The sequence below is a fragment of the Klebsiella sp. K-Nf6 genome, assembly GCF_002806655.1.
Classification (GTDB): Bacteria; Pseudomonadota; Gammaproteobacteria; order Enterobacterales; family Enterobacteriaceae; genus Klebsiella; species Klebsiella variicola.
This window is the reverse complement of the sequence record NZ_PIBN01000024.1, coordinates 18,658-33,053: the sequence shown is the minus strand read 5'-3', so window position 1 is coordinate 33,053 and position 14,396 is coordinate 18,658. Positions and strand designations below refer to the sequence as shown.

At 55.8% G+C, this 14,396-nt stretch carries 16 protein-coding genes; 11 read left to right on the top strand and 5 right to left on the bottom strand.

Annotation, left to right across the window (positions count from 1 at the left end; translation table 11 throughout):
• Positions 1–5 precede the first annotated feature (5 nt).
• Positions 6–818: a phospholipid ABC transporter ATP-binding protein MlaF gene (gene mlaF, locus CWM61_RS26580; RefSeq protein ID WP_061156314.1), complete on the bottom strand. Its 813-nt coding sequence runs from the start codon at positions 816–818 to the stop codon at positions 6–8.
• Between the two features lie 209 nt (positions 819–1,027).
• On the opposite strand from mlaF, the gene CWM61_RS26570 reads away from it, so the two are divergent.
• The 11 genes from CWM61_RS26570 to npr all read left to right on the top strand — a co-directional run bounded on the left by CWM61_RS26570 (position 1,028) and on the right by npr (position 8,924).
• Positions 1,028–2,005 (top strand): calcium/sodium antiporter, encoded by a 978-nt coding sequence (locus CWM61_RS26570; RefSeq protein ID WP_074387490.1) that lies wholly within the window; start codon positions 1,028–1,030, stop codon positions 2,003–2,005.
• A complete protein-coding gene (gene kdsD / locus CWM61_RS26565) occupies positions 2,002–3,006 on the top strand; it encodes an arabinose-5-phosphate isomerase KdsD (protein ID WP_165784215.1) in 1,005 nt (334 codons plus the stop codon). Before CWM61_RS26570 ends, kdsD begins: the two co-directional genes overlap by 4 nt.
• A gap of 14 nt (positions 3,007–3,020) precedes the next feature.
• Positions 3,021–3,587, top strand: a complete 567-nt coding sequence (gene kdsC, locus CWM61_RS26560; protein ID WP_061153189.1) for a 3-deoxy-manno-octulosonate-8-phosphatase KdsC — start codon at positions 3,021–3,023, stop codon at positions 3,585–3,587.
• Positions 3,584–4,159 (top strand): LPS export ABC transporter periplasmic protein LptC, encoded by a 576-nt coding sequence (lptC, locus tag CWM61_RS26555; RefSeq protein ID WP_008806651.1) that lies wholly within the window; start codon positions 3,584–3,586, stop codon positions 4,157–4,159. Before kdsC ends, lptC begins: the two co-directional genes overlap by 4 nt.
• The gene (lptA, locus tag CWM61_RS26550; RefSeq protein ID WP_061153188.1) at positions 4,128–4,673 is read left to right on the top strand and encodes a lipopolysaccharide ABC transporter substrate-binding protein LptA; all 546 of its coding nucleotides are present in this window, start codon (positions 4,128–4,130) and stop codon (positions 4,671–4,673) included. Before lptC ends, lptA begins: the two co-directional genes overlap by 32 nt.
• Before the next feature lie 6 nt (positions 4,674–4,679).
• A complete protein-coding gene (gene lptB, locus CWM61_RS26545; protein ID WP_002918417.1) occupies positions 4,680–5,405 on the top strand; it encodes an LPS export ABC transporter ATP-binding protein in 726 nt (241 codons plus the stop codon).
• A gap of 47 nt (positions 5,406–5,452) precedes the next feature.
• Positions 5,453–6,886, top strand: coding sequence for an RNA polymerase factor sigma-54 (gene rpoN / locus CWM61_RS26540; RefSeq protein WP_061153187.1), 1,434 nt, complete (start codon positions 5,453–5,455; stop codon positions 6,884–6,886).
• Between the two features lie 22 nt (positions 6,887–6,908).
• Positions 6,909–7,196 (top strand): ribosome hibernation promoting factor, encoded by a 288-nt coding sequence (hpf, locus tag CWM61_RS26535; protein ID WP_004206206.1) that lies wholly within the window; start codon positions 6,909–6,911, stop codon positions 7,194–7,196.
• Between the two features lie 70 nt (positions 7,197–7,266).
• The gene (gene ptsN / locus CWM61_RS26530; RefSeq protein WP_004144926.1) at positions 7,267–7,755 is read left to right on the top strand and encodes a PTS IIA-like nitrogen regulatory protein PtsN; all 489 of its coding nucleotides are present in this window, start codon (positions 7,267–7,269) and stop codon (positions 7,753–7,755) included.
• Between the two features lie 45 nt (positions 7,756–7,800).
• Entirely contained in the window at positions 7,801–8,655 is an 855-nt protein-coding gene (gene rapZ / locus CWM61_RS26525; protein ID WP_002918428.1) for an RNase adapter RapZ, read from the top strand.
• The gene (npr, locus tag CWM61_RS26520) at positions 8,652–8,924 is read left to right on the top strand and encodes a PTS phosphocarrier protein NPr (RefSeq protein WP_002918431.1); all 273 of its coding nucleotides are present in this window, start codon (positions 8,652–8,654) and stop codon (positions 8,922–8,924) included. The genes rapZ and npr overlap by 4 nt, the downstream gene beginning before the upstream one ends.
• 63 nt (positions 8,925–8,987) lie before the next feature.
• Here the strand turns inward: npr and mtgA are convergent, their stop codons facing one another.
• From mtgA to uxuA, 4 genes are all read right to left on the bottom strand, one after another.
• Positions 8,988–9,713 (bottom strand): monofunctional biosynthetic peptidoglycan transglycosylase, encoded by a 726-nt coding sequence (gene mtgA, locus CWM61_RS26515; protein WP_008806653.1) that lies wholly within the window; start codon positions 9,711–9,713, stop codon positions 8,988–8,990.
• Entirely contained in the window at positions 9,710–10,363 is a 654-nt protein-coding gene (gene elbB, locus CWM61_RS26510) for an isoprenoid biosynthesis glyoxalase ElbB (RefSeq protein WP_023298275.1), read from the bottom strand. Before elbB ends, mtgA begins: the two co-directional genes overlap by 4 nt.
• 233 nt (positions 10,364–10,596) lie before the next feature.
• Entirely contained in the window at positions 10,597–12,936 is a 2,340-nt protein-coding gene (gene arcB / locus CWM61_RS26505) for an aerobic respiration two-component sensor histidine kinase ArcB (protein ID WP_012540466.1), read from the bottom strand.
• Between the two features lie 149 nt (positions 12,937–13,085).
• On the bottom strand, positions 13,086–14,150 hold the full coding sequence (uxuA, locus tag CWM61_RS26500) for a mannonate dehydratase (RefSeq protein WP_047667027.1): 1,065 nt from the start codon (positions 14,148–14,150) through the stop codon (positions 13,086–13,088).
• Positions 14,151–14,396: the final 246 nt, after the last annotated feature.

The window sequence follows — 14,396 nt, the reverse complement described above, 5'->3', positions numbered from 1 at the left end:
GTCGCTCAACTCCCTATGCCTAATAAATCATGGTGATAGTCGCCAGCCGGATAACGGAACGGCACCGGGCCGTCGGCAATACCATCAATGAACTGACGAACCCGAGCGTCGGCATTTTCCCGCAGCGACTGGGCGCTACCGTGGGCGATAATCTTTTTATCCGCCACGATATACGCGTAGTCTGCGATGCTAAGCACCTCAGGCACATCGTGCGAAACCACGATGCAAGTGACACCCAACGTGTTGTTGAGTTCAGAAATCAACTTCACCAGCACGCCCATGGTGATGGGATCCTGCCCGACAAACGGTTCGTCGAACATAATCAGGTCCGGCTCCAGCGCAATGGCTCTCGCCAGGGCGGCGCGGCGCGCCATCCCGCCGGAAAGCTCGGAGGGCATTAACTTCGCCGCCCCACGCAACCCCACCGCTTCCAGCTTCATCATCACCGTCGTATGCAGCAGCGCAGGCGGCAGCTGCGTATGCTCGCGCAGCGGATAGGCAACGTTATCAAAGACATTGAGATCGGTGAACAGCGCGCCGGACTGGAACAGCATGCTCATCCGCTTACGCACCGTATAAAGACGCGATCGCGTCATCTGTGGTACGTTCTCGCCATCAAACAGGATCTCTCCCCTGTCCGGCGGGATCTGGCCGCCGATCAGGCGTAACAGGGTAGTCTTGCCGATCCCCGAAGGTCCCATGATCGCAGTAATTTTACCGCGCGGCACCGACAGCGAGATGTCGTCGAAGATCACACGATCGCCGCGTGAAAAGCGGATACCGCGCACTTCAACTAAATTCGCCTGAGTTTGGCTCATAAAATCATCCTTACTAAACACCTGACGGGCAAGCATGGCCCTTTCTTGCGCCACAATCACAACATTTTTACAGAATCTTACCTGCACAGGTTAGCGAAAGCTGGCATTTGTTTTACTTTTGGCACACATAAAGTCAAAATTAAGAATTCGTTACGCTGCGTAGGGATAACCCAGCGAGGCGACGATTATACCTGAAGAAAGGACTTTAGATGCTCTTAGCGACGGCTCTGTTAATTATTGGTTTACTGCTGGTTGTCTACAGCGCCGATCGTCTGGTCTATGCCGCTTCCATCCTGTGTCGTATGTTGGGGATCCCGCCGCTGATCATCGGTATGACGGTGGTGAGTATCGGCACCAGCCTGCCCGAGATCATGGTTTCCACCACGGCCTCGCTGCATGGGCAGATCGATCTGGCGGTCGGCACCGCGCTCGGCTCCAACATTACCAATATTCTTCTGATCCTCGGTCTCGCCGCCTTACTCAGGCCATTTACCGTGCATTCTGATATTCTGCGCCGCGAATTACCGCTAATGTTGCTGGTCAGTGTGCTGGCCGGGCTGGTGCTCTACGATGGACAGTTGTCCCGTCTCGACGGGCTGTTTTTACTGGCGCTGGCGTTTCTGTGGCTGCTGTTTACCATCAAAATTGCCCGTCTGGCGGAGCGCCAGGGCAGCGATAGTCTGACCCGCGAACAGTTGGCGGAGCTGCCGCGAGAAGGATCGCTGCCGGTCGCTCTGCTCTGGTTAGGGGTGGCGATGATTGTCATGCCGATGGCTACCCGTATGGTGGTGGATAACACCACGGTATTGGCAAACTTTTTTGCCATTAGCGAGCTGACCGTCGGTCTGACGGTGGTAGCGATAGGCACCAGCCTGCCAGAGCTGGCCACCGCTATCGCCGGGGCGCGGAAAGGGGAAGATGACATTGCTATCGGCAATATCATCGGCGCCAATATCCTCAATATTGCGCTGGTGCTGGGTTTACCGGCGCTGATCGCGCCGGGGAGCTTTGCGAGCGAAGCCTTTACTCGCGATTATGGCGTGATGCTGCTGGTCAGCCTGATCTTCGCGGTGCTGTGCTGGCGCCGCCAGCAGCAGCCGGGACGACTGGTTGGCGCACTGCTGGTCGGCGGCTTTGTGGTTTGGTTGGCGATGCTGTTCTGGACAGCGCCGCTCTTCGTTGAATGACTCGGGATAACATCATGTCGCAAATAGATTTGCCCACGGATTTTGACTTTCAACAGGCAGGCCGTCAGGTGCTGGAAATTGAACGTGAAGGTCTGGCCCAGCTCGATCAATATATAAATGAAGACTTTACCCATGCTTGCGAAACGATTTTCCGCTGCGGCGGGAAAGTCGTGGTGATGGGGATGGGCAAGTCGGGCCACATCGGCCGCAAAATAGCAGCGACCTTCGCCAGTACCGGCACCTCGGCTTTTTTTGTCCACCCCGGCGAAGCGGCGCACGGCGATTTAGGAATGGTCACTCCACAGGATGTGGTGATTGCGCTATCGAACTCCGGCGAATCGAATGAAATCCTGGCGCTGATCCCGGTCCTGAAACGCCAGCAGGTGAAGCTTATTTGCATGACCAGCCGGCCAGACAGCAGCATGGCGCGCGCGGCGGATATCCATCTGTGCGTGAAAGTGCCCAAAGAGGCCTGCCCGTTAGGACTGGCGCCCACCTCCAGCACCACCGCGGCGCTGGTGATGGGTGATGCCCTCGCCGTCGCCCTGCTGGAAGCCCGCGGCTTTACTGCTGAAGATTTCGCCCTGTCCCATCCGGGCGGCGCACTTGGTCGTAAGCTGTTGCTGCGCGTCAATGATATTATGCATACCGGTGATGAAATCCCGCACGTCGGCCTGCAGGCCACCCTGCGCGATGCGCTGCTGGAAATTACGCGTAAAAATTTAGGCATGACTGCCATCTGTGATGACCAGATGAATATTATCGGGATCTTCACCGATGGTGACCTGCGCCGGGTCTTTGATACCGGCGTCGATATGCGCAACGCCAGTATTGCCGACGTCATGACCCGGGGAGGGATCCGTATCCGTCCCGGCACCCTGGCGGTAGATGCCCTAAACCTGATGCAATCCCGTCATATCACCTGCGTGCTGGTTGCCGATGGCGACCATCTGCTGGGTGTGGTACATATGCACGATCTCCTGCGCGCGGGCGTAGTGTAAGTAAGGAAAAAATAATGAATAATGCTGATGCTCAGTTAGCGACATGCTACGGGCCGGTAAGCCAGGCGTTTCTCGATCGCGCGGCTAAGATCCGTCTACTGATCCTCGATGTCGACGGTGTATTATCCGACGGACTTATCTATATGGGTAATCACGGCGAGGAGCTGAAAGCGTTCAACGTCCGCGATGGCTATGGTATCCGCTGCGCGCTGACCTCCGGCATCGAAGTGGCGATTATTACCGGGCGAAAAGCTAAACTGGTAGAAGACCGCTGCCAGACGCTGGGCATTACGCATCTGTATCAAGGTCAGTCGGACAAGCTGTTGGCGTTTCGTGATTTATTAAGCAAACTGGCGGTTCGCCCGGATGAAGTGGCCTATATCGGTGATGATCTGATCGACTGGCCGGTGATGGCGGAAGTGGGTTTAAGCGTCGCCGTCGCCGATGCGCATCCGCTGCTGCTGCCGCGGGCGAATTATGTCACGCGAATTAACGGCGGACGCGGCGCAGTACGCGAAGTCTGCGATTTGTTACTATTGGCGCAGGGCAAGCTTGATGAGGCCAAAGGGCAATCAATATGAGTAAAACCAGACGTTGGGTTATCATTTTACTGTCGCTGCTCGCGCTGATCCTCATCGGCCTGAATCTGGCGAATACGGACGACACGGCCCAGCCGGAGGTCAATCCCAACGACCCGACGTATAAAAGCGAACATACCGACACCGTCGTGTACAGCCCGGAAGGCGCCCTGAGCTATCGGCTGATTGCCGAGCACGTGGAATACTTTTCCGATCAGGAGGTTTCCTGGTTTACCAAGCCGGTGATGACCACCTTTGATACCAATAAGGTGCCAACCTGGTCAATCAGGGCAGATAAAGCGAAGCTGACGAATGACCGTATGCTCTATCTTTACGGGCACGTTGAGGTGAATGCGCTCGCGCCTGACTCTCAACTGCGCAAAATTACGACGGATAACGCCCAGATAAATCTGGTCACACAGGACGTTACCTCCGATGACATGGTGACGTTATACGGCACCACATTTAATTCCAGCGGCCTGAAAATGCGTGGAAACCTTCGCAGCAAAAATGCCGAGCTGATTGAAAAGGTGAGAACCTCTTATGAAATTCAGAACAAACAAACTCAGCCTTAAGATTGCGCTCGCCGGCGCTTTACTGGCCGCCAGCCTGCCGGCATTGGCCAAGACGGGCGATACCGATCAGCCGATCCATATCGAGTCCGATCAGCAGTCGCTGGATATGCAGGGCAACGTCGTCACCTTCACCGGTAACGTGGTCGTCACCCAGGGGACGATCAAAATTAACGCGGATAAAGTGGTGGTCACCCGTCCGGGCAATGAGAAAGGCAAAGAGGTGATCGAAGGCTTCGGTAACCCGGCCACCTTCTTCCAGATGCAGGATAACGGCAAACCGGTAAAAGGCCGGGCGTCGAAAATGCGCTACGAGCTGCAGAATGATTACGTCGTGCTGACCGGCAACGCTTACCTTGAGCAGCTCGACAGCAATATCAAGGGCGATAAGATCACCTATCTGGTGAAAGAGCAAAAAATGCAGGCCTTCAGCGACAAAGGTCGACGCGTCACCACCGTTCTGGTGCCGTCCGAGCTGCAGGATAAAAGCGGCAACCAGCAAAAGAAGAGTAACTAATTCGTTATGGCAACCTTAACTGCGAAGAATCTCGCCAAAGCTTATAAAGGCCGCCGCGTGGTGGAAGATGTCAGTCTCACCGTTAACTCCGGAGAGATTGTCGGCTTGCTCGGCCCTAACGGCGCCGGTAAAACCACCACCTTCTACATGGTGGTCGGCATTGTGCCGCGCGACGCGGGCAATATTATTATCGATGACGAAGACATCAGTCTGCTGCCGCTGCACGCGCGCGCGCGCCGGGGCATCGGCTATCTGCCGCAGGAAGCCTCTATTTTTCGTCGTCTGAGCGTCTATGACAACCTGATGGCGGTCCTGCAGATCCGTGACGATTTAACCAGCGAACAGCGTGAAGATCGCGCCAAAGAGCTGATGGAAGAGTTTCATATTGAGCACCTGCGCGACAGCCTCGGTCAGGCGCTCTCCGGTGGTGAACGCCGCCGTGTCGAAATCGCTCGCGCGCTGGCGGCGAACCCAAAATTTATCCTTCTGGATGAACCGTTTGCCGGTGTTGACCCGATCTCCGTTATCGATATCAAACGCATTATTGAGCACCTGCGCGACAGCGGCCTCGGCGTACTGATCACCGACCATAACGTCAGAGAGACCCTCGCCGTCTGCGAACGCGCGTATATTGTCAGTCAGGGACACCTTATTGCTCATGGCACACCGCAGCAGATCCTCGAAGATGAGCAGGTTAAGCGCGTGTATCTTGGGGAAGACTTCAGACTCTGATAGGGTAGAGGTTACAGACGTTTTAGCCGGAGATATTTACCCTGAACATGAAGCAAGGTTTGCAATTAAGGCTTAGCCAACAGCTTGCCATGACGCCGCAGCTGCAGCAGGCGATTCGTTTGCTGCAGTTGTCCACGTTAGAACTCCAGCAAGAGCTCCAGCAAGCGCTGGAAAGTAACCCATTGCTTGAGCAAACCGATCTTCACGAAGAGGTAGAAGCGAAAGAAGTGGAGGACCGCGAGTCCCTCGATACCGTCGATGCGCTTGAGCAAAAAGAGATGCCGGACGAGCTCCCTCTCGATGCCAGCTGGGATGAAATCTATACCGCCGGTACGCCTTCAGGCAACGGCGTGGACTATCAGGACGACGAGCTGCCCGTCTATCAAGGTGAGACCACCCAGACGCTTCAGGATTACCTGATGTGGCAGGTCGAGCTGACGCCCTTCACCGATACCGACCGCGCCATTGCCACCTCTATCGTCGACGCCGTCGACGATACGGGCTATCTCACCATTCAGATTGAAGACATCGTTGAGAGCATCGGCGATGACGAGATCGGCCTGGAAGAGGTGGAAGCCGTCCTGAAGCGCATCCAGCGCTTTGATCCGGTTGGCGTCGCGGCGAAAGATCTGCGCGACTGTCTGCTGATCCAGCTGTCGCAATTCGCCAAAGAGACGCCGTGGCTGGAAGAGGCCCGGTTGATTATCAGCGATCATCTCGATCTGCTGGCTAATCATGATTTCCGTACCCTGATGCGAGTCACGCGCCTGAAAGAAGAGGTGCTGAAAGAGGCGGTGAATCTGATCCAGTCACTGGATCCCCGCCCAGGGCAGTCCATTCATACCAGTGAACCAGAATATGTCATTCCGGACGTACTGGTCCGCAAGGTCAGCGGCCGCTGGACCGTGGAGCTCAACGCCGACAGCATTCCCCGGCTGAAAATTAATCAGCAGTATGCGGCGATGGGTAACAGCACCCGTAATGACGCCGACGGCCAGTTCATTCGCAGCAATCTGCAGGAAGCCCGCTGGCTGATTAAAAGTCTGGAAAGCCGCAACGATACGCTACTGCGCGTCAGCCGCTGCATCGTTGAACAACAGCAGGCTTTTTTCGAACAGGGTGAAGAGTATATGAAGCCGATGGTGCTGGCCGATATCGCCCAGGCTGTCGAGATGCATGAATCCACCATTTCCCGTGTCACCACGCAAAAATATCTGCACAGTCCGCGCGGTATTTTTGAACTGAAGTATTTCTTCTCCAGCCATGTGAATACCGAAGGCGGCGGCGAAGCCTCGTCGACGGCCATTCGTGCGCTGGTGAAGAAGTTAATCGCCGCGGAAAACCCCGCGAAGCCGTTGAGCGACAGTAAGCTCACCTCCATGCTGTCCGAGCAGGGTATCATGGTCGCGCGCCGCACTGTCGCGAAGTACAGAGAGTCTTTATCCATTCCGCCGTCAAACCAGCGTAAACAACTGGTCTGACACAACCGATAAGGAAGACACTATGCAGCTCAACATTACAGGACACAACGTCGAGATCACCCCCGCGATGCGCGACTTCGTCACGGCGAAGTTCAGCAAACTGGAGCAATTTTTCGACCGGATCAATCAGGTCTATATTGTGTTAAAAGTAGAGAAAGTGACGCAAATTGCGGACGCGAATCTGCATGTCAACGGTGGCGAAATCCATGCCAGTGCGGAAGGGCAGGATATGTATGCAGCTGTCGATGGTCTTATCGACAAGCTGGCAAGGCAGTTAACGAAGCACAAAGATAAACTAAAACAACACTAATTGTCCGGGCCCCTCTGCGTCCGTCGTGGTTTAACATCGGCGGCGGGCGCGGGGGCGCTCAGGTGAAATTATGATGAACAACGATTCGGCTCTACAACTGAGCAACGTCCTGAACCAGGAATGTACCCGTAGCCAGGTTCACTGCCAGAGCAAGAAGCGTGCTCTGGAAATCATTAGCGAACTGGCCGCCAAACAGTTAAGTTTGCCGCCGCAGGTGGTGTTCGAAGCGATCCTCACCCGCGAAAAAATGGGCAGTACCGGGATTGGCAATGGTATCGCCATTCCTCACGGTAAACTGGAAGAGGATACGCTGCGTGCTGTCGGCGTTTTTGTCCAGCTGGAAACCCCCATCGCCTTCGACGCGATCGACAATCAGCCTGTCGACCTGCTGTTCGCGCTGCTGGTGCCAGCCGACCAGACAAAGACTCACCTGCATACGCTCTCCCTGGTGGCCAAACGGCTGGCGGACAAAGCGATTTGCCGTCGCCTGCGCGCGGCGCAGAGCGATGAAGAGTTGTATGAGATCATCACCGAAGCAGGAAGCAGCGATGACGCATAACGGCAGTCGCACCTTATCCTTTATCGTACTGAGGAGAAACGGTACATGGTACTGATGATCGTCAGCGGCCGCTCGGGCTCGGGGAAATCCGTCGCTCTGCGAGCGCTGGAAGATATGGGCTTTTACTGCGTGGATAACCTGCCGGTCGTGCTGCTGCCCGACCTGGCGCGGTCGCTGGCTGACCGCAATATCTCCGCGGCCGTCAGCATCGACGTGCGTAACATGCCAGAATCACCGGAAATCTTTGAACAGGCGATGCAGAACCTGCCAGAATGCTTTTCTCCGCAACTGCTGTTCCTTGATGCCGACCGTAATACCCTGATCCGCCGTTACAGCGATACGCGTCGCTTACACCCGCTCTCCAGCAAGAATCTGTCGCTCGAAAGCGCCATCGACGAAGAGAGCGATCTGCTGGAGCCGCTGCGCTCCCGTGCGGATCTGATCGTCGATACGTCCGAAATGTCGGTGCATGAACTGGCCGAGATGCTGCGTACTCGCCTGTTAGGTAAACGCGAGCGCGAACTGACGATGGTCTTCGAATCCTTCGGCTTCAAACACGGTATTCCGATCGATGCCGATTACGTCTTTGACGTGCGCTTTCTGCCAAACCCGCACTGGGATCCGAAGCTGCGTCCAATGACCGGTCTGGATAAACCGGTGGCCGCCTTCCTTGACCGGCACACCGAAGTGCACAACTTTATTTACCAGACCCGGAGCTATCTTGAGCTATGGTTACCGATGCTGGAGACCAACAATCGCAGCTATCTGACGGTGGCCATTGGCTGTACCGGCGGTAAACATCGTTCGGTTTATATTGCTGAACAACTGGCTGACTACTTCCGCTCCCGCGGCAAGAACGTACAGTCTCGTCATCGGACGCTGGAAAAACGTAAATCATGACCGTAAAGCAGACCGTTGAAATCACCAATAAGCTGGGCATGCACGCCCGCCCGGCGATGAAGCTGTTTGAGCTGATGCAGAATTTCGATGCCGAAGTACTGCTGCGCAACGATGAAGGCACGGAGGCAGAAGCAAACAGCGTGATTGCCCTGCTGATGCTGGACTCGGCGAAAGGGCGGCAGATAGAGGTGGAAGCCAGCGGTCCACAGGAAGTTGAGGCGCTCGCCGCGGTGATAGCCCTGTTTAATGCCGGATTTGATGAAGACTAAGCGTCACGCTTCCCGGCGACGGCCGACTGGCGACAGTGCCAGCCCCGGCGCCGGATTAACGCGCTAATACAGCTTATGCTCGCGCATAAACCCTTCTCCACCCAGCTGTCGCATCTGGCGTAAGATCCAGGCCTGGCGGCTGCGCACATAGCCCGAAGGCGCGTCGGCGCGATAGCGGATCGGATTTGGCAGCACCGCGGCCAGCAGAGCCGCTTCCCCCGGCGTCAGCTGGCTGGCAGGCTTATGAAAATAGCGCTGCGCGGCCGCTTCCACACCAAATATCCCATCACCAAACTCGGCAATATTCAGGTAGACGGTCAGGATCCGCTTTTTACTCCAGACGGTTTCTATACCGACCGTCAGCCCGGCTTCCAGCCCCTTACGCAACCAGCTGCGGCCATCCCATAAAAACAGGTTTTTCGCCGTCTGCTGCGACAGCGTTGACGCGCCGCGGATGCGGGTATCATGACGCTCATTGTGCGCCAGCGCTTTTTCTATCGCCGATACGTCGAACCCCCAGTGTTCCGGGAACTTCTGATCTTCGGCGGCAATCACCGCCAGCCCCATCCACGGAGAGATCTCATCCATGCCGACCCAATCAGAGTGCGCCAGATAGTGGACATCTCCGGAGAGCCAGGCGCTCACCTGCCGCTCAAGCATCACCGCCGAAAACGGCACCGGCAGCACGCTAAACAGCGCGATCCCCCCGCCCCAGAAGACGGCGGCGATCAACAGCAGACGCAGCGCCAGTCGTTTTAGCAGCGCAAAGGGCGCAACGCGGAGCCTCATGCGCTCAGCGCCAGCACGCGGGCGACCAGCTTTTCGATCCCGGTGGCGGCTTGAGCAATATTATCTGCCAGCATATACGCCGGGGTGGTGACCACTTTGTTCTCTTCATCCACCACGATGTCGTCGACCGGACAAGGCACGTGCTCCGCCCCCATCTCTTCGACCACATCGGCAGTATCGAGATCGGTCCCGATGGTTATGCGCAGCGGAAACGCAAAAATCTTCGGCAGCAGCGCCGGGGCAATGCACATGAAACCCAGCGGTTTGCCGGCCTGATGCATCGCCAGTGCCAGAGCCTGCAGATCGCGGTCCACCTGACATTCGCTGCCCTCGGCGGCGAAGCTGCTTAAATTTTTCGCCGCGCCGAAGCCGCCGGGGACGATCAGCGCGTCCAGCGTCTCCGCACGCGCCTGCGTCAGCGGTAAGATGTCGCCGCGGGCAATTCGCGCCGCTTCCACCAGCACATTGCGTTGCTCCGTCAGCGGTTCCCCCGTCAGATGGTTGATGACGTCGCGCTGCGGTTTATCGGGTGCAAAGCACACCGCCTGCGCGCCGTTGCGCGCGATCGCCAGCAGGGTAATCACCGCTTCATGAATTTCACTGCCGTCGTACACGCCGCAGCCGCTCAGTACCACACCAATTTTTTTCATCGCTTTCGCTCCTCCATGCAACTCGCTGAAACCAGTCAAAAATGTCGATTTACTCGCTATGCTTCACATATTTTACTGATTCATGTAACAAATTAGTTAAGCTTTGCTATCTTAATGAGCGAGCAATCCACTTCTCAGGTTGCGCCACGTAACAACATCACTCAAATAACACTGGCTCAACCACCAGTTCCCTGGTGTTGGCGCAGTATTCGCGCACCCCGGTCTGTCCGGGGTCATTTTTTCCCGGCCTTCGCCACCCACGCCTTCAGTACCGCCACGTCGTTTTGCCACTCAGATTTCATCTCTTCAACCCATTCAGCGACATTATCAGACCAGGCAGGCAGATCCGGGGTCTGGATCTGCTGTCCCAACTGCTGGATGTGGCGCAGACCAATAGAACCGGCCGCCCCTTTGATCTTATGCCCCTCCTCGACGATCCCTTTTTGATCGCGGGCGGTGAGATTGGACTCGAGGACAGACATATAGCCCGGCATCATCTTCTCAAACACCGCGAGTCCATCGTTGATAAGCTTCGGTCCCACCAGTTCGATATATTGCTCCAGCATATCGGTATCCAGCACCGCGTCGGCTTTATGCAGATCGGCCGCCGGCGCTTCCTGCGCTTCCTCTTCCGGCGCATCCCAGAATTTCTTGATCATGGCCGTGAGCGCTGGCACCGACAACGGCTTGCTCAGCACATCGTCCATCCCGGCGTCGAGATACTCTTTCTTATTCTTCAGTACGTTGGCGGTCAGGGCCACCAGCGGCGGCAGCTCATCCGCGGCAAAGTTCTGTTTTAGCTGGCGAGAGATATCCAGCCCCGTCATATCCGGCAATTGAATATCCAGCAACACCAGGTCGTACTCGCCTGGCTCAAACATCTCCAGCGCGGCTTTCCCGGTCATGGCGACATCCACGCTGTTGCCCAGCTTTTCCAGCACCGAACGGGCCACAATGACGTTGAGCTCAATGTCTTCCACCAGCAGCACGTTAAGCGCGGGTAATGGCATGTCGTCTTCCGCCAACGTATCTTCCACTTCTTCCGCAATGGCAGGCGCATGGACGGTGAGCGTAAAGGTCGCCCCTTTACCCGGCTGGCTGGTTACGCTGATATCGCCGCCCATATTGCGCGCCAGGCGACGCGAGACGGCGAGACCAATGCCGGTTCCGGTGGCTGGTTTGCCGCCGTGGCTGTCTTTGACCTGGTAATACATGGCGAAAATTTTGTCCTGTTCCGCTTCAGGAATACCGATACCGGAGTCTTCCACTTCGAAGTGCAGGATATCGCCTTCGTCATAGCGCACGCGGACATTCACCCCGCCGCCCTGGGGGGTAAACTTCACGGCGTTGCTGATAAGGTTCCACAGGATCTGGCGCAAACGCGTACCGTCGGTGATCACTTTATGCGGTAGCGGCAGGCTCGGCTCCAGCACAAAGCGCAGGCCCTTCTGCTGGGCCTGCAGACCGGAGAGGTTTTCAAGGTCGGCAAGGAAGCTGGTGAAGTCCACCGGCTGGTTATCGAGCTGTACCTTACGGCGCTCCATTTTATCCATGTCGATAATATCATTGAAGATATTCCCCAGCGTCACCGCCGAGACATGGATGGTTTTCAGGTATTTCTCCTGCTCGCTGGTCAGTTCGGTATCCAGCAAAATACGGCTCAGCCCGACGATCCCGTTTAGCGGGGTACGCAGCTCATGGCTGATGGTCGAGATAAAGGTAGTTTTATCCCGGCTGGCGCGCTCGAGGGCATCCTGATAGCGTTTTCGTTCGGTGATATCGCGCCCGAAGCCCATCAGGCCGCGACGCTTACCGACGCGATCGTAGTACGGGACCTTGCGGATTTCGAAGCACGCTTTGCGGCCATCGGGATAGTCCAGCCACTGCTCATAGGTCAGCGATACATTGTGGCGGAACACCTTCTCGTCGGTTTCCAGCACCTTTTCTGCGGCCTCTTCGCTATAGACGTCCTGCGGTTTGAGATGGATCAGCTGTTTCTCACTTTTGCCGGTCAACAGCTCCATCGCCCGGTTACAGCCTGAAAACTCCTTATCTTCATTGCGATAGAAGACCAGGTCCGGGGAAGCATCAAGGAAAGAGCGCAGAAAGGAGGATTGCTGTTCGAGTTGGATCTGCGTCTCTTCACGCTCTTTCATCTCGATCTTCAACTGCTCGAGAGTGGTCTCGCGCTCGGCTTCTGCTTTTTCACGTTCGCCTATCTCCTGATTCAACTGCGCGATGTTATCTTTCAGCTGCACGTTCAGCTTCAGATCGCGCTCGCGCATCTCCTCCAGCTTGTCCACCAGCCGCGAAAGACGCTGGCGAGATTCTTCGAGTTGCTCCACCACCACCGAGAGAAAGTAGACCGCCCAGGGGGTAATCAACAGACCAAAGAAGATAGAGCGGATAACGTCGATACTTTCAACCTGGCCATGCAGCACCATGGTGACCGCCATCTGTACCACAATGGCCAGCACCACCAGCGCAAGAGCCAACAGCATCGAAAAGCGGACCAGACCCAGCTTCATCATCAGGTCGACATAATACTGCGCCAGCATACGAATTTGCTTCATAGGGGATTCCTTCACGACAACTCCGCACAATAATACTCAATTCTGAGCAATGCGCTGTAAGTTGTGCAAAAAATGCGGGAAGGAGCTGATATGACGGCTGGTCGCCAAGGCGAACCAGCCGCTAAAAAGAGGCAGGGTCAGGAGAGTGGTTAGCGCTTGCTTAACGCCTCCCAGAGCCCCTTCAGGTAGGTCACGCCGAGGGCGCGGTCGTACAAGCCATAGCCCGGCCGTCCGGTCTCTCCCCAGATAAAGCGGCCATGATCCGGGCGAATATAGCCGTCGAACCCGTTGTCATACAGCGCTTGCATCACCTTATACATATCCAGCGAACCGTACTCTGATGGATGCGCGCACTCGTAAAAGTCTTTATCCTGCATCAGCTTAATATTGCGGACGTGGGCGAAATGGATCCGCTTGCGCCGGGTAAACTCTGCCAGGATAGCGTACACATCGTTATCCGGATCTTCGGCAATCGAGCCGGTGCAGAGCGTGATGCCGTTGGCGGGCGAGTCGACGGCCCGGCAGATCCAGTCCAGATCGTCGCGGTTTTTGACCACCCGCGGCAGGCCAAAAATCGAGTACGGCGGATCGTCCGGATGGATCGCCATTTTCACCCCGACCTCTTCACAGACCGGGATCACCGCCCGCAGAAAATAGACCAGGTTCTCCCGCAGCTTGTGGTCATCCACCGCGCTATATTTGGCAAACAGGGTCTGCACCTCCGCCAGCCGTTCAGGCTCCCAGCCCGGCAAGGCGAAGCCGTTTGAGTTCTCCAGTACCTCTTTCACCACGTCTTCCAGCCGCTTATCGATATCTTTCTTCTCAAAAGCCATCGTCAGCGAGCCATCCGGCAGGACGTAGTTCATATCCGTTTTCATCCAGTCGAAAACCGGCATGAAGTTATAACAGATAACTTTGACGCCGAAGCGGGCAAGGTGGCGAATGGTCTGCTGATAGTTGGCAATATAGCGATCTCGGGAAGGAAGGCCGATTTTAATGTCATCATGAATGTTGACGCTCTCTATCACCTCCATTTTCAGGCCCGCGGCATGGGCCTGGCTGACCAGACGCTCAATTTTATCGACTGGCCATACCTCACCCACCGCGACGTCATAGAGCGCGCCGACTACCCCCTCCACGCCGGGCACCTGTCGTATATGCTCTAATGAAACCTTGTCTTCCTCTGGCCCAAACCAGCGCATTGTCATCTGCATCGTTATCACCTGCTTCATAATTTGAATTTTTACCCTACTACCATACCAGCAATCATAATCGAATTGTCCTTCACTGTCGTGATAACGATCACATTCCTGCACCGGGCAAGCCCATCCCGGCGTATTCATATTTTTTTTCAATTTATTTCAATAGATTAATAATAGTCTGGCTTTTTCTGACGACCTCTTCCAAATGTGATCCAGAGCTATTTATGATCAAATGCATACTTGTATGGTAATAAAAAC

What these genes read in the sequence shown, in the direction of transcription:
- mlaF (WP_061156314.1), bottom strand. Translation starts at nt 818, where the DNA reads ATGAGCCAAACTCAGGCGAATTTAGTTGAAGTGCGCGGTATCCGCTTT.
- CWM61_RS26570 (WP_074387490.1), top strand. Translation starts at nt 1,028, where the DNA reads ATGCTCTTAGCGACGGCTCTGTTAATTATTGGTTTACTGCTGGTTGTC.
- kdsD (WP_165784215.1), top strand. Translation starts at nt 2,002, where the DNA reads ATGACTCGGGATAACATCATGTCGCAAATAGATTTGCCCACGGATTTT.
- kdsC (WP_061153189.1), top strand. Translation starts at nt 3,021, where the DNA reads ATGAATAATGCTGATGCTCAGTTAGCGACATGCTACGGGCCGGTAAGC.
- lptC (WP_008806651.1), top strand. Translation starts at nt 3,584, where the DNA reads ATGAGTAAAACCAGACGTTGGGTTATCATTTTACTGTCGCTGCTCGCG.
- lptA (WP_061153188.1), top strand. Translation starts at nt 4,128, where the DNA reads ATGAAATTCAGAACAAACAAACTCAGCCTTAAGATTGCGCTCGCCGGC.
- lptB (WP_002918417.1), top strand. Translation starts at nt 4,680, where the DNA reads ATGGCAACCTTAACTGCGAAGAATCTCGCCAAAGCTTATAAAGGCCGC.
- rpoN (WP_061153187.1), top strand. Translation starts at nt 5,453, where the DNA reads ATGAAGCAAGGTTTGCAATTAAGGCTTAGCCAACAGCTTGCCATGACG.
- hpf (WP_004206206.1), top strand. Translation starts at nt 6,909, where the DNA reads ATGCAGCTCAACATTACAGGACACAACGTCGAGATCACCCCCGCGATG.
- ptsN (WP_004144926.1), top strand. Translation starts at nt 7,267, where the DNA reads ATGATGAACAACGATTCGGCTCTACAACTGAGCAACGTCCTGAACCAG.
- rapZ (WP_002918428.1), top strand. Translation starts at nt 7,801, where the DNA reads ATGGTACTGATGATCGTCAGCGGCCGCTCGGGCTCGGGGAAATCCGTC.
- npr (WP_002918431.1), top strand. Translation starts at nt 8,652, where the DNA reads ATGACCGTAAAGCAGACCGTTGAAATCACCAATAAGCTGGGCATGCAC.
- mtgA (WP_008806653.1), bottom strand. Translation starts at nt 9,713, where the DNA reads ATGAGGCTCCGCGTTGCGCCCTTTGCGCTGCTAAAACGACTGGCGCTG.
- elbB (WP_023298275.1), bottom strand. Translation starts at nt 10,363, where the DNA reads ATGAAAAAAATTGGTGTGGTACTGAGCGGCTGCGGCGTGTACGACGGC.
- arcB (WP_012540466.1), bottom strand. Translation starts at nt 12,936, where the DNA reads ATGAAGCAAATTCGTATGCTGGCGCAGTATTATGTCGACCTGATGATG.
- uxuA (WP_047667027.1), bottom strand. Translation starts at nt 14,150, where the DNA reads ATGCAGATGACAATGCGCTGGTTTGGGCCAGAGGAAGACAAGGTTTCA.